Origin of the sequence: Corynebacterium halotolerans YIM 70093 = DSM 44683, assembly GCF_000341345.1 — a bacterium.
In the GTDB taxonomy this organism is placed as follows: Bacteria; Actinomycetota; Actinomycetes; order Mycobacteriales; family Mycobacteriaceae; genus Corynebacterium; species Corynebacterium halotolerans.
Map to the genome: position 1 here is coordinate 2,497,943 of NC_020302.1, position 21,534 is coordinate 2,519,476.

Genomic DNA, 21,534 nt, shown 5'->3' on the forward strand with positions numbered 1-21,534 from the left:
TTCAGAACGGAGGCCCGCCTCCCTGCTCCGCACCGGCACCCACCGGCTCCCGCCCTGCCTCGGCGTTCTCCTCCCCGGACGCGGGGTCGGAATCTGCTGTGGCACCCTCCGCCGCACCGTCCGCGGTGGCGTCCGTGACGGAAGTACCGACCTCCTCGGGCTGCTGTCCCGGAGCGGTCGGCTGCTGCCCCAGGAGATTCGTGTCCACCGGCCTGGCCAGTCCCCGTTCGAACGAGCTGGGCGCCGGCTCCTGTGTCCCGGCCTGGATCTCGTCGAAGAGCTCGGGGCGGTCCTCGACATCCGGCAGCGGGATGTTGTCCACGTTGTACTCGGTCGGCTCGGACTTCTTCGAACCGATGACGTGCCGGGCCAGGTCGAGACCGACCTGGCTGGCGCGCAGGATGATCCGCTGCTGCATTTCCCCTTTTTCATCGGTCCACTCGTGGGTGAGCAGGACCCCGGTGACGAGGACGGGCATGCCCTTGGTCAGGGACTTCTTGACGTTGACGGCGAGCTGCCCCCAGTACTCGACGTTGATGAACAGGTTGTCGAGGTCGCGCCAGCCGCTCGGCGCGTTCTCGTCGCGGATCCGGCGGCTGGCGGCCACCCGCATTCTTCCGAGGCAGTTGCCCGACTGGAGCTTCTTCAGCCACGGGTCCTTGGTCAGGTTTCCGGTGATGGTGATCGGCAGCAGTGGCATGGTGTTCTTCCCCCTGAGTGATGTGCGGTCTTGTCTTGCACCGCGAACCCTGCCACGCTCCCCCGGGGCCGTAAACCGCAGCGGACGCCGGCCTGTGGATAACTCCCCTCTGTCCACAGATCCGGCGTCCGCGCGCGGTCCCTACTTGCCAAACTCCTTGTTGTAGTAGTCGTCCCGTTGCTCCCCGCCGGCGTTCATGCGGGCGAGCATCTGGTTGTAGGACTCGAACTCGTCGTCCTCGCCGCGGGCGACCTTGTCGTCGTAGACCTTCGTCTCCGCCTTGTCCTCGCGGCGCCAGTCGAGCGCGAGCCTGGCGAAGACGATCGCCAACGGGAAGGAACCGAAGGCCCAGGCGATGCCACCGCCCTCCTTCTGATCGACCAGCAGGTCGGGGTTCCACGGCAGGAACAGGGACTCGTAGAACTCCTGGCCCATCACGGTGTTGAGCTGCATGAGGTAGACACCCAGGAACAGGTGCACCGGCATGGAGACGAACAGCACGGCCAGGCGCACCGGGGTGGGGCGGCGGTGCGGGATCGGATCCGGCCCGACGACCTCCCAGAAGTAGAAGTACCCCGAGACCAGGAAGATCGCATTCATGATCATGTGCCCGGCGTGCTCCGAGATCATCAGCTCGTAGAGCGGGATGATCAGGTACATCACGTAGAAGAAGAACAGGAACTGGACGAGGTTGACCACCGGGTTGCTGATGATCCGCAGCAGTCGGCTCTGTGTGAAGGCGTACGCCCAGTCCCGGATGCCGGGCCTGCCGGGCGGGCCCGACTTGAAGGCCGTCATCAGCAGGGTCAGCGGGGCGCCGAAGACCAGGAACAGCGGGACGACCATCGACAGGATCATGTGGCCGAGCATGTGCATCGAGTACGACGCCGGCATGTTCAGGCCGATACCGGAGCTCATCGTGAGCACGAGGGACGCGCACCCGAGCAGCCACCACACGGTACGCGAGGTAGCCCAGTCCCTGCCCGCGCGGCGGGCCCGCCACACCGCGTAGAGGTAACCGGCGGCCAGGAGCAGGGCGATGGTGCCGAAGAGGAGGTCGAAGCGCCACATGGTCCACACATTGAGGAAGGTGGGCTCCTCCGTCAGCTCGTAACCGATCTGGACGGCCATGGGCGAGAGGTTCGGATCGCGCGGCGGGGGCGGCGGGGTGCGCCCCATGGTGATGGCCACGCCGGTCACGGCCGCCATCACGAGCACCTCGCCGATGGCCACCCGGCGGAACAGTCGGCGGTCGTGGGGGTTGGCCTGCACCTTGGGGATCGTCCAGGCCCGGTGCAGCCAGCCGAAGACGCCGAGGACGATCACCCCGACGGTCTTGGCCACGATGATCAGGCCGTAACGGGTGGTGAACCAGTCGGAGAACTCGATGCGGATGCCGGCGTTGACCAGACCGGAGACCGCCATGACGATGATCGAGAACAGGGCGACCGCCGAATAGCGGCGCAGGGCGACGTCCAGATCCGGGCCCAGGCGGCGACCGTGGGCGACCAGCGCCATGAGACCGCCGACCCAGACGACCATGAAGACCAGGTGCCACAGGTAGGAGTTGGTGCCGTAGTCGTGGTCACCGCCGGAGGCAGAGTGCCCCTCCATGGCCAGCGGCACGATCATCAGGATGGCGCCCAGCATCAGCAGCGGCTGGCTCGCCCAGTTACGCAGGAACAGGCCGACTATGCCGGTGACCAGCGCGATGGCGGCGACCACGCCCCACGCCTGCGCGGTGGCCACCTGCTCGAGGGCCACCCCGAAGGCGTCGGGCCGCAGGGTCTGCACGAACGGGGTGCCGGAGACGTCGGAGAGCACCAGCGGAATCATCAGCAGGGCGACGAGCCCGAAGCACAGCGCCGAGACCGCGCCCGTGCGGGAGGCCAGGTGCCCGTCCACGCTCAATGGGGCCTTGATCAGCCGGTCGTTGTCGCCCTCGGGCACCCGCGGCGAGATGTAGAACGCGGCGAACATGAAGGAACCGACCGCCAGCGCCGCGAGCATCCAGCCGACGGCGCGGAAGAACGGCAGTCCGTAGGTGGTCACGAAACCCGGGTCCGGGATACCGAGCGCGGTCAGCGACTCGGTGAGGAAGGCGTAGGAGATCGTCGCACCGATCAGGCCGGCCACGACGAAGAACAGTAGGTACAGCGGCCACGTGGAGCGCACGCGCTCCCTGGGATGGTCGGCCGCGTTCGTGCTTTGCGACGTCGTCCCGGTCCCCGCCGGGTTCGCGTCCTGAGTGACAGCCATGCCCTTCACCCTACTTCCCCACCACCCACGGACATAGTTGCAGGAGACCGGCTGAGCAGGGCGGAAGGGACGGCGGGAAGGATGCAGGAAGGAAAAATAACACGAATCACATTCGGGTTTCGGGTTTCCTCCGCGGGTTGCGCTAAACTATCGCGTCGGACGAAGCACACGTGAATCGTCCATGCCTCCATAGCTCAGTGGATTAGAGCATCCGGTTTCTACCCGGCTGGTCGCGGGTTCGAATCCTGCTGGGGGCACTTTTTCGTCCGCGGGCCGGGGCAGGCCGGTCCTCCGGCCCGCGGCCGCACCGCCCGACGGCCCCGGAACCGCTCCGTGGTCACTGGGGAAGCGCCGCGCCCGAGAAGGCGATATAGATGTGCTCTCCGTCGCTCGCGGCGGCGTAATTGCCGGTCCGGAAAATTTCGCGCACCTCTTCACCCGGTTCCCCGGAGAGCTCGGCCTCGAGGTTTTCCGCCCACACCCCTGCCTGTTCGGGTGTCAGCCGCCAGACAAAGGCGAAGAACTCATCTTCGCCGGGGGCGCTGAAGACGGAGAAAATCCCCTCGGCAGAGCCGTCGGACACTGGCACGTACTCGAGTTCGCCGGCCGCACCGAGATCGGCGTACTCCTGCGCGTTGCGCTGGAACTCCTCCCTGACCGGCACTCCGGTGTGCTCGTGGAGGGCCACGAACGCGGTTTCCAGACGCGTGACCGTCCCGCTGTGCGGGGCCGGGTCTTCCGGGGGAGCGCTGAGGACGGATCCGGCGGAGAACGGTTCGTGGAAAGAGGACTGGGCGTGTGTGATCCCGGTACCGGACAGGGCGACTACGCCTGCCACGGTCATGGACGTGAGTGCGCGGATGGTCCTGCTCATGCCGCCAACCTATACCCACCCGTCCGCGTGTTCGGATGCGTTCCGGGAACAGTTCGGCAACAGGTTGGTCTCCCTGCTGTCCGCGTGCTCAGGAGACTCTCGGCAGCGGCCGGTTTTCATCCCCCTGACGGCGCTCCCCGGCCACGCGGCCGCCTTCGACCTACCCTGGGGCGCACGCCAGACCGAAAGGAGCACCACCGGCATGACCACCGTCGCGATCATCGGCGCCACGGGTTCCAACGGCCGCCTCACTGTCGATGCAGCACTCGACCGCGGGCTGACGGTGCGTGCCACCAGCCGCAGCGCCGGCCGCGCCCACCGCATCCTCGGCGAGCGGGAGGGCCTGGAGATCCTCGAGGCCGAGGGCACGGATCCCGCCGCGGTCACCGCGGTCGTCGACGGTGTCGACGCCGTGATCCTCACCCACGGGAAGGACTCCTCCCCGGAGGAGGTGAACTACGGCGTCATCGCCGCCGTCGTCAAGGCGTTCAAGCAGCTCGGCGAGCGGCGCCCCCACGTCAGTCTGATGTCCGCGATCTCCGTGACACAGAACATTCCAGCCTGGGCCGAGGTCCTGGAGTGGCGCCGCCGCGGCGAGCGTCTCCTCCGCGCCTCCGGCCTGCCGTACACGATCGTGCGTCCGGGCTGGTTCGACGGCCACTCCCCCGGTGACGACCGAGCGATCCTCGAGCAGGGCGACCGCACCCCGTTGAACGCCAGGCGTGGGGTCTCCCGTCGGCACATCGCCAAGACGCTGGTGGAGTCGGTGCTCACGGACTCCGCGAACTTCCGCACGGTGGAGCTCTTCTCCGGCCCAGGGGAATCCGTGGACGACTGGGACCTGCTCTTCAACCGCGCCGACGTGGACCCGGCCGGCAGCATCGACGGCGTCCACGACCTCATCGGCCTGCCACTGGAGCACGAGCCCACCCGCTTTCTCACGGATCTGGACCGTCTGCGCCGGTCCGGGCCCTGAGCAGAGGCGCTGCGGCACTGTCGCGCGGCGTCGATTAGCGTAGAGGTTTAACCTGCGCATGAAAGGAACACGCATGCCCCTGCCCTCCCCCGGCGCGGACACCCGCGCCCTTGTCACCGGTGCCAGCCAGGGCATCGGGATGGCGATGGCCCGTGACCTGGCCCGCATGGGCCACAGCCTGATCCTCGTCGCCCGGCGCGAGAACGTCCTCGCCGGGCTGGCCCGCGAACTCGAGAGCGCCCACGGCGTCACCGCCGAGGTCTTCGCCTGCGATCTGAGCAAGCACGACGAGGTCAGCCGCCTGATCGAGCGTATCGACGCCCGCGAGGTCAACATCCTGGTCAACTCCGCCGGCATCGCCAGCTTCGGCCCCTTCCTCGAGCAGGACTGGGACTACGAGGTCGACCAGTTCAACCTCAACGCGACCGCCGTGCACCGGCTGACCCGCGCCGTGCTGCCGGGCATGGTCGCCCGCGGCACGGGTGCGGTCTGCAATGTCGGTTCGGCGGCCGGCAATGTGGCGATCCCGAACAACGCGACCTACGTGTTCACCAAGGCCGGGGTGAACGCCTTCACCGAGGCGCTGCACTACGAGCTCAGGGGCACCGGTGTGACCTGCACCCTGCTGGCCCCGGGCCCGGTGCGTGAGGCGGAGATCCCCGACGCCGAGAAGTCCATCGTGGACAAGGTGGTGCCGGATTTCCTGTGGACGACCTACGAGTCCTGCTCGCGTGAGACGCTCGAGGCGATGGCGAGGAACCGGCGCCGGGTGGTGCCCGGCCCGCTGTCGAAGGCGATGAACTTCGTCTCCGCGTACGCGCCGACGGGCCTGCTGGCCCCGGTGATCGGCAACTTCTACAAGAGGATGGGATGACACGTGTCCGAAGAGATCACCACGACCGATTCCGTTGCCCGGGCGACACCCGTCAATGACACGCCCGCCAAGCACGACCGCCTGGTCTGGGTGGACCTGGAGATGACGGGCCTCGACCTGGAGCGCCACGTCATCGTCGAGGTCGCCGCCCTGGTCACCGACGCCGACCTCAACATCCTCGGCGAGGGCGTGGACCTGGTCGTCCACGCCACCGAGGAGGAGCTGGCGCAGATGGACGACTTCGTGGCCAACATGCACAACGAGAACGGGTTGACCGCCCAGATCCGCGAATCCACGGTGACGATGGCGCAGGCCGAGGACGCCGTGCTCGAGCTGATCGCGGAGCACTGCAGCCCCGAGCACCCCGCGCCGCTGGCGGGCAACTCGATCGCCACGGACCGCGCCTTCATCCACGAGCAGATGCCGCGTCTCGACGCCGCGCTGCACTACCGCATGGTGGACGTCTCCTCGGTCAAGGAGCTGGCGCGGCGCTGGTTCCCGAAGGCCTACTACAACCAGCCGGCCAAGGGCATGGCCCATCGGGCGCTGGCCGACATCGTCGAGTCGATCCGGGAACTCGACTACTACCGGCGCGCCGTCTTCGTGCCCTCCCCCGGCCCCGCCTCGCCGGAGGCAGCGGAGTCCGCCCGCCTGGCCGACGAGCGCTACCAGCGGTTTTTGTAATTTCGCGTCCATGGGTTAGTCTTAATCCCGCTGCGTTTGAGCAGCGATGGTGGCTGTAGTTCAGCTGGTAGAGCACCAGGTTGTGATCCTGGGTGTCGCGGGTTCGAGTCCCGTCAGCCACCCCCAAGAAGCGGAGGCCCTGCCCGGAACATCTGTTCCGGGCAGGGCCCCCGTCATTTCCGCCCCACCCGCCCGCACCGTCTGCCAGACTGTGGGCATGGTGCTCCGGAAGAATCACGTCGCCGGGTTGTCGGACCCCGGTGAACTGTGCCGACTCGCCCGCCGGGACGACACCGACCTCGCCCGGGCCGCCCTGTCCCGGCTGGTGGAGCTGCTCGGCACCCGCAGTATCGGCCGCGGGGACATCACCGACGATGACCTACGGTGGCTCGAGTTGGCCTCCCGCCTGCGGCTGCCTGAGGTCAGCGATTGGGTGGAATCACTCGCCGCCGTCCGGGCGGTCGAGGTCTTCGTGGGCGGGGGCCGGTGGTACCCGCTGCTGACCCGGCTCATGGGTGGGGAGGTGACTGTCCCCTGCCCCGCCTGTGGGCGGCTGCTGCTCCTGCGTCACCGGGCCGGGCGGCTGGCGCTGGTGATCGTCAACGGCGTCGTCCACGACATCCGGCCGGCGGCCCCGGATTCACTCGCCGGCCCTGAGCTCGAGCTGTACCGGGCGGTCGAGGCCGAGCGGCCCGATCTCGCGGCCGTGCTGCTGCAGCTGTTCGCGTCGTTGACCTGCCCCGGGTGCGGGGCGCGGTTCAGCCTGACCGGCCGGCGTTGAGCACGGCCGTGGCCGTCACGGCGTCAGCACGATCTTGCCGGTGACCTTCCCCTGCTCCAGCAGTCGGAGCGCTTCCCCGGCCCGCTCGAGCGGCAGGCGGCGGTCGACCACCGGTCGCAGCTGCCCGGCGTCGACGAGCGTGGCCAGCTCCGCCAGCTCACCCGCGCGCGTCGCCGAGGTCAGCCCCCGCAGGCGACGCCCCGTCAGCGTGCCGACGACCGGGGCGGACAGCTGACGCCCGTATCCGCCGAGCAGGCCGCCGCCATCCTGTTCACCGCCGACGATGACGACCGTGCCGCCTCTGGTCAGGTAGGACGCCAGCGTGCTCAGGGAACGGTTGCCGCCCAGGTCGATCACGGCGTCGAAGTCCCCGGCGTCGATATCCTCGCCCTTCTCGTAGTCGAGCACCCGCCGGGCGCCCAGCCCGCGCACCACGTCCACCTTCGCCCCACTGCACACCGCGGTGACCAACCCGCCGCGGGCCGTCGCGAGCTGGACCACGTGCGTGCCGACGCCGCCGCTGGCGCCGAGCACGAGCACCGTCGACCCGGCGCGCACCCGGGCCGCACCCACCGCCCCGAAGGCCGTCACCCCGGAGACGCCGAGCACGGCGACATCGGCGAGCGGGGAGGATTCCGGGGCGGGGGCCAGACCATCCTCGGCGGCCACCGCGTACTCCGCCCAGGTGCCGCGGCCGACGCCGAAGACGTGGTCGCCGGGGGCGAACCGGGTGACCTTCTCCCCGACGCGCTCGACCGTGCCGGACAGTTCGCTGCCCGGCACGGGCTGGCGGGGGTGCCGCAGGCCCGAGCCGAGGCGGATCAGCGCCGGGGTGCCGGTGACCAGGTGCCAGGTGCCGCGGTCCACCCCGGCGCCGGCGACGCGCACGAGCACCTCGGTCGGGGCGATCCCTGGTCGGGGACGTTCCTCGAGGTGGAGGGAGTCGGTGCGGTAGTCGGTGTGGACGATCGTCCTCATCATCGTCTCCTGGCGGAAGAAGGGGCGGTGTCCGCGGCATCCGGGGCCTGCTGCGGGTACCCGCCGCCCGTCACGCCCCTGCGCTTTGAGGCCGAGCCTACACAGCGGACCGGACGCCGACAGGCACGGAGATCACCCCGCCTGCGACACGGTACGGACGAACTGCGCCAGCTCCGCGGCCATGGGGCCGGGCTCCCAGGTGTGGTATGCACCGGGCACGCGTTTCCACCGGGCATCGGGAATGGAGCCGGCGATCCACTCGGCGCCCTCGACCAGTTCGGGATAGGTCTGCTCGCCGACCATTGCCAGCACCGGCACGCTGACGGAGCCGAAGAGCTCCTCGTGCGCGGCGGACTTCGCCCACGCGAGGGCGTCGGCGTCCGGCCGCTGGCTGTCGACCTGCTCGACCATGACCGGGAAGGAGGCGGAGGCCTCGAGCATCTCGACCAGCTCGACGGGGATGTCGCGCATGAAGTGGCGCAGCGCGGCGGTCAGATCCCGGGCGTCGAGCAGCCGGCCGAATTCGACCGCCCACTCCACGGCCCCGCCCTCATCGGGGGACAAGGGTCCCTCCCACAGCGCCAGCCCGGCCACCGGCATCCCGCGGCCGGCGGCGTACAGCCCGATCGCGGTTCCCGAGGAGTGGCCGCACAGCACCGTCGGGCCGGGCAGCTCGCCCAGCAACGCCTCGACGGCCGCGACCTCCCGGTCGAGGGTGATCGGGATTCCCTCCACCTGGGATTCCCCGCGGCCCAGCCGGTCGTAGACGATGGCGGCGATCCCCTGTTCCGCCAGCAGTTCGGCGGTGCGGGTGGTCACGGGGTCGGTCTCCCGCCAGGGTCCGGCGCCGGCGACGAAGAGCAGGCCCGGGCCCTGCCCTCCGTACCGGTCGAAGGCGACCGTATCGCCGAAAGCGGTCTCCACGTGCTCGGACATGTGCCCTGCCCTCCTCGGGTCGGTGCCACGGGGGTCACGGGCGCCGGATAAGGGGACATCCGACGCGTGTCGGTGATGCCCCCGAGCCTAGTTGCTTTCTGTCCCGAAAACAGTGGATCCGCCGAACATCGTCCCACAGACCTCGGCGCCCATCCGGACACGGATGACATGGCCTGCGCCACACCCGCGATAAGGTGGGGCGCGACAGCTGGAAACGCGGAACGTCAGGAGGCCCCGACCATGAACATCGACGAGACATCACCCATGAGCACCGCCGCGGACGTCCGCCGCATCGTCACGTCCTTCCCCGAGGTCATCGAGGAGACCATCGAGGACATCCCGTCCTTCTCCGTGGCCGGTCGGATGTTCGCCCGCCTCCGTGAGAACGAGACCGTGCTGGCGTTCCGGGTGCGCGACATCGACGAGCAGGACATGCTGCTGATGGCCGAGTCACAGAAGTACTTCATCACCCCGTCCTACGAGGGCCGCCCCATCATCCTGGTGCGCCTGGCCCACATCGACCCCGAGGAGCTCACCCAGCTGCTCACCGACGCCTGGGAGATCCGGGCGCCCGAGGAGCTCAAGCCGATGTCCTCCACCTAAACGGAGGAAAACCCCGGCTCACCGGCGGGGGTCGCGCACCCGGAAGGCCACGACGATGCTGAGCACGCCGAACACGATGCCGTAGACCGCGGCGACCCAGACCATCGCCAGCAGCACGGCGGCCGGGTTGAGCAGCAGCATGACGGCGATGAAGAAACCGAAGAGGATGTTGACGATCCCGATGGCGGTGCCCCGCCCTCCCAGGCGGCGGTCGCCGAGCTCGAGCGCGCCCCGCAGGATCAGGCCGGCGGCCAGGAACCACAGGACCAGCGTGCCTCCGGCCAGCGCGGTGCTCAACGGGAAGATCAGCGCCAGACAACCGATGAGGATCGCCACGGCACCACCTGCGAGGGTCCAGCCCCAGCCCCGCCGGTCATGTTTCCGCTCCCGGGAGGCCAGCAGGCAGGAGGCGATCCCGTCGAGGATGAGCCACAGGCCGATGACCACGACGAGGAATACCGCGATGTATCCCACGCTCAACCCCGGGGCGATGAGCATGATCACCCCGAGGAGCACCGCGAGGATGCCCCGGAGCAGCAGGCTGGCGAATCCGGTGGAACGCAGCTCCGCCAGCGGCGCGGTGGGCTGGTGTCCGGGCATGGGATGCCCCCTCTCCTGGGCGGGAAACCGGTGATCACCGATTTCCGTGTCACGTCACTATCATGTTAATCCCTGAGGTTGCCCGACGCAGCTCAAATCTCCGCGAGTAGGGTGTCCGACCGCCGCTGTCCCTCGGTGTCGCTCATCCCGCCCGTCACCAATACCTCGTCAACGCCGGTGAACGCCTGCAGATCGCGCAGCTGCACGGCCACCTGTGCGGGGGTGCCGTAGACCGACTGCGCCAGCAGCTCCGACAGGCGCTGGCGCTCCCGGCCGGTCAGCCGCGATTCGTCGAGCTCCGCGACCGGCTCCAGGGGGCCGAAGGAACCGGTCGCCCGCGCCTTCACCTGCGCCCACGCCTCAGGGATCAGCAGGTCACGGGCAGCCTCCTCGGTGTCGGCCACCGCGATGTTGAGCGAGACGATGGCGTGCGGCGTCCCGTGGAACGCCGAGGGGACGAACTCCTCCCGGTAGCGGCGCAACCCCTCGTGCACCCCGAGACTGCGGTCGAAGAGCGACGGGCCGCCGAGAATCACGCCGAGGCCGTTCCGCGCCGCCAGCATGGCCGACCGGAAACCGGCCAACAGGTACACAGGCGTGGCGGCGCCGTTGGCCGGGCGGGCGGTGATCGCGGCGTCGCCACGCAGGAAGCTCAGCATCTCCTCCAGGTCCTCGGGGTACCGGGCCTTGCTCCCGAGGGGATCCCGCTGCCGCAGCGCCTTGCGCACGGGCTCGGTGAACCCCACCGACGAGCCGATGCCCGCGTCGATGCGCCCCGGGTAGAGGGCCTCCAGTGTGGCGACCTGCTCCGCGACGATCAACGGCTGATGGTTCGGCAGCATGATGCCCCCGGTGCCCACGCGTATCGACGTCGTCGCTGAGGCCACCGCCGCAGCGAGCACGGCGGGCGTGGAGCCGGGGATGCCGGGCACGCCGTGGTGCTCGGCGACGAGGATGCGCCGGTAACCGAGATCCTCGACGTGCCGGGCCCGGTCGACCACGGCCTGAAGCGCCGCGGCGTCGGTGGCTCCGGCGTTGCTGTTCGCGCGGTCGAGCAGGGAAAAGTGCAGATTCTTGGGGACGGCGACCATACCCCATCCTTACCAGCCCGGGCTCGCGGGAGATCCGCCGCGGCCCCGGTGCCACCCTGTTACCGACCACCGGTGTTCGGTAACGTCAACAACCCCGGGACAAGGGGAGATGGCGCCCCTGAGAAGTGGTGTTTCCGCCCGACGTGCCGGACGAACACCGTGGAGCCGCCACGATTTCCACCACGATCACCGCTGAACGGAGAAACTCCATGTTCGACCCCCTCATCCACGACCCCGGCCTGCTCGGATCCGTCCGCTCCCTCTTCGCCAGGATCTTCGACCTGGTGATCATCATGTAGAGCGGTCCCCGCCGCCCGACGGCCACCGCGACGGACTGAAGGCTTTCGTTACCCTGGGATGGAGCAGGAAGCTGACCTGAGGCCTATTTCCGCGAGGAAGGACCGTCACCATGTCTTCCGTGAACCGCGCCCGGAACAGGTTCCCGAAGGTGGACCCACCGGAGCAGACCCAACAGCCGCCGGGCCTGGACCGCGAGCTGGTCCCCACCGCCGACCTCGGGCTGGACAGCTACCAGGGCAATGGGCGCCTGCAGGGCCGCCGGACCCTGATCACCGGTGGCGACTCCGGCATCGGTGCCGCCGTGGCCGTGGCTTTCGCCCGGGAGGGCACCGACGTCGCGATCTCCTACCTGCCCGAGGAGGAGCCGGATGCCCGACGTGTCATCGAGGCCATTGCGGCCGCCGGCCGGAAGGCCCTGGCCCTGCCCGGGGATCTGCGCGAGTTGGAGCAGTGCGAGAGGATCGTCGGGGAGACCGTCGAAGCCTTCGGCGGGCTGGACATCCTCGTCAACAACGCCGCCCACCAGGTCCGGCACGAGGGCATCGGGAACATTCCCGATGAGGACTTCGACGTCACCGTGAAGTCCAACATCTACAGCACCTTCCGGGTGACCAGGGCCGCCCTGCCCCACCTCGAGCCGGGATCGTCGATCATCGTCACCTCCTCGGTCCAGGCTTACCAGCCCTCTCCCCTGGTCATGGACTACTCCATGACCAAGGCGGCGTTGAACAATTTCAGCAAGGGACTGGCCCAGCAGCTGGCGCCGAAGGGCATCCGTGTCAACGCCGTCGCCCCAGGTCCGGTCTAGACGCCCATGCAGGTCAGCCACGGCCAGCCGCAGGACCAGATTCCCTCGGTGGACGAGGAGGCCCCGATCGAACGCGCCGGACAGCCCGTCGAGCTCGTCGGGGCCTACGTGTTCCTGGCCTCCGACGAGGCCTCCTACGTCACGGGCGAAACCCTGAATGTCACCGGCGGCATGCTGACGCCGTAGATCGGACATTACTCGGGCGGTGCGCCGCACCTGCCCGATCCCGGCACGACGACTCCCGTTCCATGCCTCTGACCTACGCCGAGCAGACGTGGTCAAGAAGCCCCCCCTGAGCGCGAAGTCCGAAATTATATCAGTTTTTCGTCCGGCTCTCAGAACGGGGGAGACGGCTACCCTCGGGTGGCGCAGGCAGTTACACCGAAACGTACAACCGTGAGGAGGGACCGTTAGATGACTTCCCTGAACGACCCCCGTAACCGATACCCGAAGGTTGAGCCGCCCGAGCAGACCCAGCCCCACCCCGGCCTGGACCGCGACCTCGAACCTCAGTCCGACATCGGCCTGGAGACCTACCAGGGCAACGGCCGCCTCAAGGGCCGCCGGGCCCTGATCACCGGCGGCGACTCCGGCATCGGCGCCGCCGTGGCCATCGCCTACGCCCGAGAGGGTGCCGACGTCGCCATCGCCTACCTGCCCGAGGAGGAGCCCGACGCACAGCGTGTCATCCAGGCTATTGAGGACGCCGGCCAGCAGGCCCTGGCCCTGCCCGGCGACCTGTGCGAACTCGAGCAGTGCCGGAAGATCGTGGACGAGACCGTCGAAGCCTTCGGCGGGCTGGACATCCTGGTCAACAACGCCAGCCGCCAGATCTGGCACGACGGCATCGAGAACATCCCGGACGATGAGTTCGATAAGACGATGAAGTCCAATATCTACAGCTCCTATCGCGTGACCAAGGCCGCGATGGCGCACCTGGAGCCGGGCTCGTCGATCATCTTCACCTCCTCCATTGAGGCGTACCAGCCGACCCCGACCCTGCTGCACTACGACATGACCAAGGCCGCGATGAACAACCTGAGCAAGGGACTCGCGCAGGAGCTGGCCCCCAAGGGCATCCGCGTCAACGCGGTGGCCCCTGGTCCGATCTGGACTCCCCTGCAGCCGAGTCACGGCCAGCCACAGGAACAGCTGACCCAGTTCGACGAGATGGCCCCCCTCGGCCGTGCAGGACAGCCCGTCGAGCTGGCCGGCGCCTACGTGTTCCTCGCCTCCGACGAAGCCTCCTACGTCATGGGCGAGACCCTGGCTGTGACCGGTGGCATGCTGACGCCTTAGGCCTCCCCGTCCCAATCCTGCGCCCCGAGCGCCTGCTCCAGGCGCACGCACGGTCACTGTGACGCGCGTCGCTGACAGCGGCATTTGAGTACGCTCGGGTGGTGCAGGAATAACAAAACGTTTATGACCTCGACTTCGAGGAGGAACAAACACATGTCTCCCCTGAACGACCCCCGCACCCTGCACCCCAAGATCGCTCCCCCGGAGCAGACCCAGCCCCACCCGGGCCTGGACCGCGACCTCGAACCTCAGGCCGATATCGGTCTGGAGAGCTACCAGGGCAACGGCCGCCTCAAGGGCCGCCGGGCCCTGATCACAGGCGGCGACTCCGGCATCGGTTCCGCCGTGGCCGTGGCTTTCGCCCGCGAGGGTGCCGACGTCGCCATCGCCTACCTGCCCGAGGAGGAGCCCGACGCACAGCGCATTGTCAAGGCCATCGAGGACGCCGGTCAGAAAGCACTGGCCCTCCCGGGCGACCTCTGCGAGCTTGAGCAGTGCCGGAAGATCGTGGACGAGACCGTCCAGGCCTTCGGTGGCCTGGACATCCTGGTCAACAATGCCAGCCGCCAGATCTGGCACGAGGGCATCGAGAACATTCCCGACGAGGACTTCGACGCCACCATGAAGTCCAACATCTACAGCTCCTACCGGGTGACCAAGGCGGCCCTGGAGCACATGGAGCCGGGATCGTCGATCATCTTCACCTCATCGATCCAGGCCTACCAGCCGTCGCCGACCCTGCTCGACTACGCGATGACTAAGGCGGCGATGAACAACCTGAGCAAGGGACTCGCGCAGGAGCTGGCTCCCAAGGGCATCCGCGTCAACGCTGTCGCTCCCGGCCCGATCTGGACGCCGATCCAGCCGAGCCACGGCCAGCCGCAGGAGAAGATCACCTCCTTCGGCCAGAGTTCTTCTCTGGGCAGGTCCGGACAGCCGGCGGAGCTGGCCGGCGCCTACGTGTTCCTCGCCTCCGACGAGGCCTCCTACGTCATGGGCGAGACCCTCGCCGTCACCGGTGGCACGCCGACCCCCTGACCCGCTTGTCCGCACGGAAACACCGGACCCCCGGGAGCGCAGCGGCTGCGGCTTCCCGGAGTCCTTCCGAGAAGAGGCTCGATGAACACTGACCTTCCCACCACCGTCGATGTCCTCGTCGTGGGCGGTGGGCCCGCCGGGTTGTCCGCCGCAACCTGGCTGGGAAGGTATCAGCGCTCCACCTTGGTCATCGACGCCGGACAGCACCGCAACCGGTTCGCCGATTTCGCCCACGGCCTGCTGGGGCGAGACCCGATCACTCCTGAGGCATTGCTCGCCGAGGCCCGTGCCGGGTTGGAGCAGTACCCCCAGGTCCTTCTCCGTCACGGGACAGTGAACGCCGTGCACCGTGACGAGGACGGTCGGTTCTGCGCCACCGTCGACGGCACTCACCGGGTGACCGCCGCCCGTCTCGTGCTGGCCACCGGGGTGCGTGACCGGTTTCCGCGGATCGCCGGATTCGACGACCACTACGGCACCGACATCCACCACTGCCCGGCCTGCGACGGGCTCACCGCCCGGGACCAGGATGTGATCGTGCTCGGTGCCGGCGCCCACGTACCGGCCTACGCCTCCGAGCTGCTCGACTGGGCCAGGACCGTGCGGCTCGTCACTGATACCGAGCACCCGACCTTCGACCGGACCCAGTGCAGGACACTCGATGAACACGGCATCGAGATCGTGGTCGGGACGGCCGAGGCCCTGGTCGGAAACCCTGGGGCCCTGCAGGGTCTGCGCCTGGCGGACGGGACCGTGGTGGAAGGCTCCAAGATCTTCTTCTCCTATGCCCACGTCCCCACCAACAGTCTCGCCGCTCAGTTGGGATGCGATCTGGACGACGAGGGGCAGATCATCGTCGACGGTTTCCAGCTCACCAGCGTCGACGGAATCTATGCCACCGGTGACATCACCCCGGGCCTGCAGCTGGTGCCGATCGCGATCGGCCAAGGTGCCTCTGCCGGCATCGCCTGCGCCACGTCCCTGCGCGGCCATGCCACCTCCGAGGATGTGCCTACCCCGGCCCCGCCCGCCCGCAGGTTCACCGCCGGATAGACCGGGCCAAGAACCCGCGCTCCGGTCCGGACATGGCGATGCCCCGGGTGTTTCGCGAAACACCCGCTAAGTTTCGGGCCGGGTTCTCGCCTGGTTGGATTGGTTCGATCCGGGTGCGGTCCCGGGCCAAGTTCGAGATCACGTCGTCGAAAGGGGATCCGGTTTCGACCCGATTGGTCGAGATCAGATCCCCTTTCGACGACCTGATCTCGACGTAAAACCAAAGACCACAGTATCTGCGACGGGAGTCTCCGATACAACTGGCCATCCTGCTCCTCCGTGGAGAACTTCGCGTCATCCACAGACCCAGGGGCCTTCTCGGCCACTCAAGCGCGGAACAGGCCCCGATCGTGCCCGGGGCATGAACCGGAGCGGTTCAGATCACCAGGCGGAGGTCTCGTCCGCGTTGCCCTGGCTCCACTCGGACCAGGGGATGTTCCAGTCCCCCAGGCCGTCGTAACCGGACAGTGTCGTACCGACGGTGTTCTTCACCGTCACGATGTCGCCGCGCTTGACCACGTCCTGGAACCAGGCGGCGGCCTCGGTGGTGACGTTGATGCAACCGTGGGAGGTGTTGGTGTTGCCCTGTGCACCGACCGACCAGGGGGCGGCGTGGACGAAGATGCCCGAGTAGGACATCTGCGTGGCGTACTTCACCGGCGTGCGGTAGCCGCCCTCGTCGTAGCCCAGGCCGAAAGAGGTGGAGTCCATGATCATGGACTCGTGCTCGTCGCCGATGATGTAGATGCCGTTCGGGGTGGCCCACGTGGCATTGTCCCGCCCCAGTGACACCGGGATGGTGCGCAGCTCCTCACCGTTGCGGTAGACGGTCATGGTCTTGGTGGCGTCGTCGACCACGGTTTCCACCCGGTCACCGATGGTGAAGTTCGTGGCGTTGTCCTCGGAACCGTAGAGACCACCGCCGAAATCCACGCCGTAGATGTCCGCGGAGACGGAGACCTCGGTGCCCGGCTCCCAGTACTCCCTGGGGCGCCAGCGCAGCTCCCGGTTGTTCAGCCAGTAGAAGCCGCCCTCGACCTGCGGGGAGGTCTCGATGGTGATGGCGTCCTGGGCGGCCTGCCGGTCGTCGACCACCGAACTGAAGCGGAAGGCGATGGTCTGCCCCACGCCGACCGTGGATCCCGGCAGCGGGGACAGTGCCACGCCGGTCGTCGCGGCCGGGGTCGCGGTGCTGAACACCGTCGTGGTGCTCGTACCGTTCCGGTCGGTCGCCTCGATGGTGTAGGTGCGGTTGTATCCGAGGACCTCTTCGGTGATCCAGGTCCGCGAGTCGGCCGACAGGCTCGCCTCGACCACGCCGCCGCTCTCGTTGGTCATGGTGACCTCGGACAGTCCCTCCCCGCGGGCGGTAACGGTCACCGGTTCCGAGGGATCCACGTCAGTCGCCCCGTCGGCGACGGAGACCTCCGGAGCGAGATCCTCGGCCTCCACGGAGGCCTGCTCCCCCGTCAGCGGGGATGCGTCGGCCGCCGCGGAGGGACGGTCAATGGTGCACCCGGTGAGTGCGGCCGCCCCCAGCACCACTGCTGTCGCTGCGGCCACAATCCCCTTCATCGGAGAAACACTGAAGTTCACTGTCACCCTCAAATCAGAAATATTCGTACCCTCCCACCGTATCCTGAATTAACGCCACAACCAGATCCGGAAGCGCAGGCGGTGGGCAGCATTACCGAATCGTTACGGGGTGGGGGTGCGCACAGCGGGGCGTGGTGCCTGCCTCAGGACGTCACCGCCCTTTCCGCCCTACCCACCCCGCCTTGAAGCGGGCTGGGGTGACAGGTGGGCCAACCGCTTCATCCACCCCCTGAAAATATCCACTGACCAGCTGATTTTACTAGTCGTCGGAATGCCTGCTATATTTTTCTTCGTTGCCGAGAGAGCCCGAGCGGCTCGAAAGAGACAACACTGAGCGCCATTAGCTCAATTGGTAGAGCAACTGACTCTTAATCAGTGGGTTCGGGGTTCGATTCCCTGATGGCGCACAATAAGACCGGGCCGGAGAGATCTTCACGATCTCCCCGGCCCGGTTTTTCTTTGCGACAAAAGTGGCCCGGATAGCAGCCGCCATGCCCGCGCCCCACCGTCCCATGACCGAACCGGCTGCCCCGGTTTCCGATCACATACGAACCCTGGCCGTTGTACACGGCAACGGCCACCGGCAGCATGCTCACGGTCGCGCACGCTTTCGGGTTCCCGTTCTCACCGAGCGACCGATCGTCCGACATTCGCCCGGGGTCGACGCCAGACCTCCAGCTCCGGGACCGGCCGGGCGGTGACGAACGCCTGACACGGCACGATCCGACCCGGTTCAGTCGTTCTGCTCGGTGTGCACGTGATGGTGGAATGCTTCCACTCGCGTGTTGAACTCCTCGATCACCACGCGCACTTCGTGCAGCGGACTTCTGAAAACGACATAGGCCGTTGATGAGGAAGGTTTCGGCGCACCCGGTTCGGGATGGCGAGCGGGTCAGGCGGGGGTGTCCTGCTTCTCTTTCTGCTCCGGCTCCTGGCGGCGGAGCCACGTACTCATCGGCACAGTGGAGATGCCGTGGACGACAACGGAAATAGTGACCGCCAAGGTGGTGTAGACAAAGATCTCGTGGTTGCCGGTGTGACGTTCCGCCAGCGTTGCGTAGAACAGGGCAGAGACGCCGATAGGCCCGAACCAGCTGAGAAAGAAGGTCTCCGGCAGATCATGCACCTTGGTGAGCAGTGGCCTCAGCAGCCACAACGTCACGAGTCGGCGCCCCAGAACAGCTACGGCAAGGACCACCACGGCGATCCACCCCAACTTCACCCACGCGTCCAGGGGTAGGGCCATCCCGAGCAGGATGAAGATCGGCAGCAGAAACAGGCGGCTGATGGCGTCCTGCACTCTATCCTCCTGCTCCTCATCGCGCTGAGGGATGGTCTGCCCGAAGACCGCGGCGGCCACAAACACCGACAACAACGCATCGAAACCCAGCAGCTTCCCGGCCCCCAACACTGCCAGGCCCAGCGGAATGAGGAATCCGAGGTAGGAGCTCTCCTCCATCAAACCCTTGTCCTTCACCACCACGAACAGTCGGCCCAGCAGCCAACCGACCAGCGCCCCGAATACGGCGCCAGCCAGCACTTCCCACAACAGCACCCTGGTGAGCAGGCCATGCCAGGCCTGGCCTGGTTCTGTCATCAGCAGAACCGGCAGGAAAACGAACAGGTAGGCCGCCCCGTCATTGATCCCGCTCTCGGCCGAGAGATTGTGCCGCACCCGCTCGGTGATCTTCTCCTCAGCCAAGGACCCCGTCACAATCGGAGTGGTGACAACTGGGTCAGTCGGGGTCAGGATGGCTCCCAGCAACAGGGCGATAAGGAACGGAACGCCCAACAGCGCCCAGAGGACCCCGGTCGCCACCACGAACATCAAGGCCATCCCCAGCCCGATGACCGCCAGGAACCAACGGACGTTCCTACGCCAGTAGCCGTGCGGTAACCGCAACGCGACCCCGGTCAACCCAATGGCCAATGTGATCCGGGCCGCCTGTTCCAACAGGGTCCCGGCGGGGAGACCGAAGTCCTCGATCCGTAGTAGATCCAGGCCGAACGGGCCGATCAACACCCCGGACGCCAACGCCAGGACCGGCCCGGGCAAACTGGCCCGTTGGAACAGCCTCGAAAACGCCGACAGGATCAATAGCACCCCGGAAAACAGCGCCAGCACCAGATTGATCACCATGAACGCATTATCGCTGACCTAATCCCCGCCCACCACCTATTGCAGGCCCCATACGGCTCCGGCCCCACGAGAGCTGGATATCGCGACGGTGAAGACCTTGGGTCTGTCCCTTCTCTGCTGCTCTTTTGTGGACAGGGCTTCTGAACATTTCGCTCTCGTGCACACGAGTACTGAACCGCCCGCGTTCACCAGTCTTCTGCGCATGCCTGGTCACCCCTGCCCGCCTGCCCGGAGGTCCTCCTGAAGATGACGCCCACCGGGACGGGCCGGGGCCGCCGCGGGCGTCGGTAAGCAGCCGGTCGACCACCGGGCAGGCGTCAGCTGTTGCGCAGGGCGTCGATCAGCTCGTCCTTGTTCATGTCGGAGCGGCCGGTGATGTCGAGCTCCCGGGCGCGGTCACGGAGTTCGTCGACGGTCCAGTCCTCGTAGGAGCCGGCCTCGCCGCCCTTCTTCCCCATTTCCTCGCGGGAGCTGGCCGCAGCGGCGTTCGCGATGCGGGCGGCCTTCTGCTTGCTGGCCCCGTCGTCGCGGACGGCCTCGTAGACCTCCTTGTCCTTGACGCTGGGGCCGGGATCTTCCTTACGGTTCTGCTTGGCCATGGTTCCTCCAATCGTCGGGAGCCCCAGCGTAGCCACGGCCCCGACAGCTGTCACCGATCCGGCGGTCAGCGCTCCTCGACGCTCTCGGCGTGCGTGCCGTCGGAGAACTCGAGGTCGGCGACCACGCCCTCGGGGTCGTAGATGGCAACCTCGAAACCGTCCTCGCGCAGGCGGCGCAGGCCCTCCTTGACCATCTTGCGGCCCATCCGGTGGAAGCCGGAGACCCGGGAGACGTCGAGGATGAGACGCTCGCCGGGGAACTCGCGGCCGGAGATCTCGTCGAGGATGTTCTCCGCCGCCGTGAAGTTGACCGGGCCCTGCAGGTTGATGACGGTGTCCTCGCCGTCGGACTGGATGGAGCGCACGGCGTGCGTGCCGGAGGGATCGGCGGCCATGAGATGCAGCCCCATCTCCTCGGAGAGCCGTTCGAAGATGTGCACTCCGCGCACACTGTTGCCCTGCGGATTCAGCCGTGGGGAGAAGGTGGCGATACCCAGCTGACCCGGCAGTGTCCCGATCAGTCCGCCGGAAACCCCGGACTTGGCGGGGATACCCACGGTGGCCATCCAGCGGCCGGCGGCGTCGTACATGCCCGCCGAGCTCATCACAGACAGTGTCAGCCGGCAGACGTCCTGGTTCAGGATCCGCCTCCCGGTCACCGGCTGCACCCCGCCGTTGGCCAGGGTGGCGGTCATGACCGCCAGGTCCCGGACGGTGACCTCGATGGCGCACTGCCGGGTGTAACTGAGCACCGCCTCGTGGGCGTTGTCGCGGATGATGCCGTGGCTGCGCAGCATGTGCGCTATCGAGAGGTTGCGGTCGGCGTGCTCGAGTTCGGAGTCGGTCACCCACTCGTTGACCTTCAGCTCCCGGGCGGCCAGCTCGGAGAAGAACCCGCGGATGACCTCCACCCGGTCCTCCACGCTCGAGTCCTCCCCGTTGATCAGCTGATTCACCGTGATCGCCCCGGCGTTGATCATCGGGTTCATCGGCCGGTGGGTCCCCTCCTCGAGGGAGAGCTCGTGGAAGGCCTCCCCCGAGGGCTCCATGCCGACCGCGTCGAAGACGGCGTCGCGGCCGAGCTCCTGGAGGGCCAGGGCGTAGACGAAGGGCTTGGAGACGGACTGCATGGTGAACTCGTCGCCGTCGTCACCCGCGCTGTAGACGTTGCCCGACACGGTGCACACGGCCGCCGCCAGCCGCTCGGGCTCGGCGGTGGCGAGGTCGGGAATGTAGTCGGCGACCTCGCCCCCGTCCCGGTCACGGACGCTGTCGAGGATCTGGCCGAGGTAGTCGGGGATCGGGGTCTTCACGTCGGGGTCTCGCCTCTCGGTGGCCGTGGTCA

General features: G+C 67.7%; 19 protein-coding genes, 3 tRNA genes and 1 pseudogene. 12 read left to right on the top strand and 11 right to left on the bottom strand.

All coding sequences use genetic code 11. The features are described 5' to 3' along the window. Position 1: 1 nt before the first annotated feature. Together A605_RS14855 and A605_RS11495 are read right to left on the bottom strand one after the other, a co-directional pair. Positions 2–700, bottom strand: a complete 699-nt coding sequence (locus A605_RS14855; RefSeq protein ID WP_015401685.1) for a single-stranded DNA-binding protein — start codon at positions 698–700, stop codon at positions 2–4. Positions 701–841: 141 nt separating this feature from the next. Further along, positions 842–2,959, bottom strand: a complete 2,118-nt coding sequence (locus A605_RS11495) for a bifunctional copper resistance protein CopD/cytochrome c oxidase assembly protein (RefSeq protein WP_149029434.1) — start codon at positions 2,957–2,959, stop codon at positions 842–844. Positions 2,960–3,142: 183 nt separating this feature from the next. Here A605_RS11495 and A605_RS11500 point away from each other — a divergent pair. After that, positions 3,143–3,216, top strand: a tRNA-Arg gene (locus tag A605_RS11500). Positions 3,217–3,296: 80 nt separating this feature from the next. Here A605_RS11500 and A605_RS11505 read toward each other — a convergent pair. Continuing rightward, positions 3,297–3,833 carry a hypothetical protein gene (locus tag A605_RS11505; RefSeq protein WP_015401687.1) on the bottom strand — a complete coding sequence of 179 codons (537 nt, stop codon included), beginning with the start codon at positions 3,831–3,833 and terminating at the stop codon, positions 3,297–3,299. A gap of 202 nt (positions 3,834–4,035) precedes the next feature. Here A605_RS11505 and A605_RS11510 point away from each other — a divergent pair, with 202 nt between their 5' ends. The 5 genes from A605_RS11510 (at position 4,036) to A605_RS11530 (ending at position 7,148) form a co-directional block, all read left to right on the top strand. Further along, entirely contained in the window at positions 4,036–4,809 is a 774-nt protein-coding gene (locus tag A605_RS11510) for an NAD(P)H-binding protein (RefSeq protein WP_015401688.1), read from the top strand. Positions 4,810–4,882: 73 nt separating this feature from the next. Next, positions 4,883–5,683 carry a mycolate reductase gene (cmrA, locus tag A605_RS11515; protein ID WP_015401689.1) on the top strand — a complete coding sequence of 267 codons (801 nt, stop codon included), beginning with the start codon at positions 4,883–4,885 and terminating at the stop codon, positions 5,681–5,683. 15 nt (positions 5,684–5,698) lie between these two features. Further along, a complete protein-coding gene (gene orn / locus A605_RS11520) occupies positions 5,699–6,367 on the top strand; it encodes an oligoribonuclease (protein WP_042440512.1) in 669 nt (222 codons plus the stop codon). 49 nt (positions 6,368–6,416) lie between these two features. Then, a tRNA-His gene (locus A605_RS11525) sits at positions 6,417–6,489 on the top strand. 95 nt (positions 6,490–6,584) lie between these two features. After that, entirely contained in the window at positions 6,585–7,148 is a 564-nt protein-coding gene (locus A605_RS11530; RefSeq protein WP_015401691.1) for a hypothetical protein, read from the top strand. A gap of 15 nt (positions 7,149–7,163) precedes the next feature. On the opposite strand, the gene A605_RS11535 is transcribed toward A605_RS11530, so the two are convergent. Both A605_RS11535 and A605_RS11540 read right to left on the bottom strand, forming a co-directional pair. Next, on the bottom strand, positions 7,164–8,126 hold the full coding sequence (locus A605_RS11535) for an NAD(P)-dependent alcohol dehydrogenase (RefSeq protein ID WP_015401692.1): 963 nt from the start codon (positions 8,124–8,126) through the stop codon (positions 7,164–7,166). 132 nt (positions 8,127–8,258) lie between these two features. After that, complete coding sequence (locus A605_RS11540) at positions 8,259–9,062, bottom strand: alpha/beta fold hydrolase (protein WP_015401693.1); 804 nt, start codon at positions 9,060–9,062, stop codon at positions 8,259–8,261. Positions 9,063–9,302: 240 nt separating this feature from the next. On the opposite strand from A605_RS11540, the gene A605_RS11545 reads away from it, so the two are divergent. Then, positions 9,303–9,665 carry an MmcQ/YjbR family DNA-binding protein gene (locus tag A605_RS11545; protein ID WP_015401694.1) on the top strand — a complete coding sequence of 121 codons (363 nt, stop codon included), beginning with the start codon at positions 9,303–9,305 and terminating at the stop codon, positions 9,663–9,665. An 18-nt stretch (positions 9,666–9,683) separates the two neighbouring features. Here the strand turns inward: A605_RS11545 and A605_RS11550 are convergent, their stop codons facing one another. Together A605_RS11550 and A605_RS11555 are read right to left on the bottom strand one after the other, a co-directional pair. After that, positions 9,684–10,265 (bottom strand): HdeD family acid-resistance protein, encoded by a 582-nt coding sequence (locus A605_RS11550; RefSeq protein WP_015401695.1) that lies wholly within the window; start codon positions 10,263–10,265, stop codon positions 9,684–9,686. Positions 10,266–10,357: 92 nt separating this feature from the next. Then, positions 10,358–11,356 carry an MsnO8 family LLM class oxidoreductase gene (locus A605_RS11555; protein ID WP_015401696.1) on the bottom strand — a complete coding sequence of 333 codons (999 nt, stop codon included), beginning with the start codon at positions 11,354–11,356 and terminating at the stop codon, positions 10,358–10,360. A 409-nt stretch (positions 11,357–11,765) separates the two neighbouring features. Here A605_RS11555 and A605_RS11560 point away from each other — a divergent pair. The 4 genes and pseudogenes from A605_RS11560 to A605_RS11575 all read left to right on the top strand — a co-directional run bounded on the left by A605_RS11560 (position 11,766) and on the right by A605_RS11575 (position 15,854). After that, positions 11,766–12,650 (top strand): annotated as a pseudogene (locus A605_RS11560) (SDR family oxidoreductase). 228 nt (positions 12,651–12,878) lie between these two features. Continuing rightward, positions 12,879–13,763, top strand: a complete 885-nt coding sequence (locus A605_RS11565) for a glucose 1-dehydrogenase (protein WP_015401697.1) — start codon at positions 12,879–12,881, stop codon at positions 13,761–13,763. 153 nt (positions 13,764–13,916) lie between these two features. Next, positions 13,917–14,801 carry an SDR family oxidoreductase gene (locus A605_RS11570; protein WP_015401698.1) on the top strand — a complete coding sequence of 295 codons (885 nt, stop codon included), beginning with the start codon at positions 13,917–13,919 and terminating at the stop codon, positions 14,799–14,801. 81 nt (positions 14,802–14,882) lie between these two features. Next, positions 14,883–15,854: an NAD(P)/FAD-dependent oxidoreductase gene (locus A605_RS11575; protein ID WP_015401699.1), complete on the top strand. Its 972-nt coding sequence runs from the start codon at positions 14,883–14,885 to the stop codon at positions 15,852–15,854. Between the two features lie 381 nt (positions 15,855–16,235). On the opposite strand, the gene A605_RS11585 is transcribed toward A605_RS11575, so the two are convergent. After that, entirely contained in the window at positions 16,236–17,429 is a 1,194-nt protein-coding gene (locus A605_RS11585) for a L,D-transpeptidase (RefSeq protein WP_027004260.1), read from the bottom strand. A 355-nt stretch (positions 17,430–17,784) separates the two neighbouring features. Here A605_RS11585 and A605_RS11590 point away from each other — a divergent pair. Next, positions 17,785–17,857: transfer RNA gene (locus A605_RS11590), tRNA-Lys, on the top strand. A 485-nt stretch (positions 17,858–18,342) separates the two neighbouring features. Here A605_RS11590 and A605_RS11595 read toward each other — a convergent pair. From A605_RS11595 to A605_RS11605, 3 genes are all read right to left on the bottom strand, one after another. Further along, complete coding sequence (locus tag A605_RS11595) at positions 18,343–19,590, bottom strand: cation:proton antiporter domain-containing protein (protein ID WP_015401702.1); 1,248 nt, start codon at positions 19,588–19,590, stop codon at positions 18,343–18,345. A gap of 317 nt (positions 19,591–19,907) precedes the next feature. Next, positions 19,908–20,189 carry a DUF7218 family protein gene (locus A605_RS11600; protein WP_015401703.1) on the bottom strand — a complete coding sequence of 94 codons (282 nt, stop codon included), beginning with the start codon at positions 20,187–20,189 and terminating at the stop codon, positions 19,908–19,910. A gap of 65 nt (positions 20,190–20,254) precedes the next feature. Next, positions 20,255–21,502 carry a glutaminase gene (locus A605_RS11605; protein ID WP_015401704.1) on the bottom strand — a complete coding sequence of 416 codons (1,248 nt, stop codon included), beginning with the start codon at positions 21,500–21,502 and terminating at the stop codon, positions 20,255–20,257. Positions 21,503–21,534 lie beyond the last annotated feature (32 nt).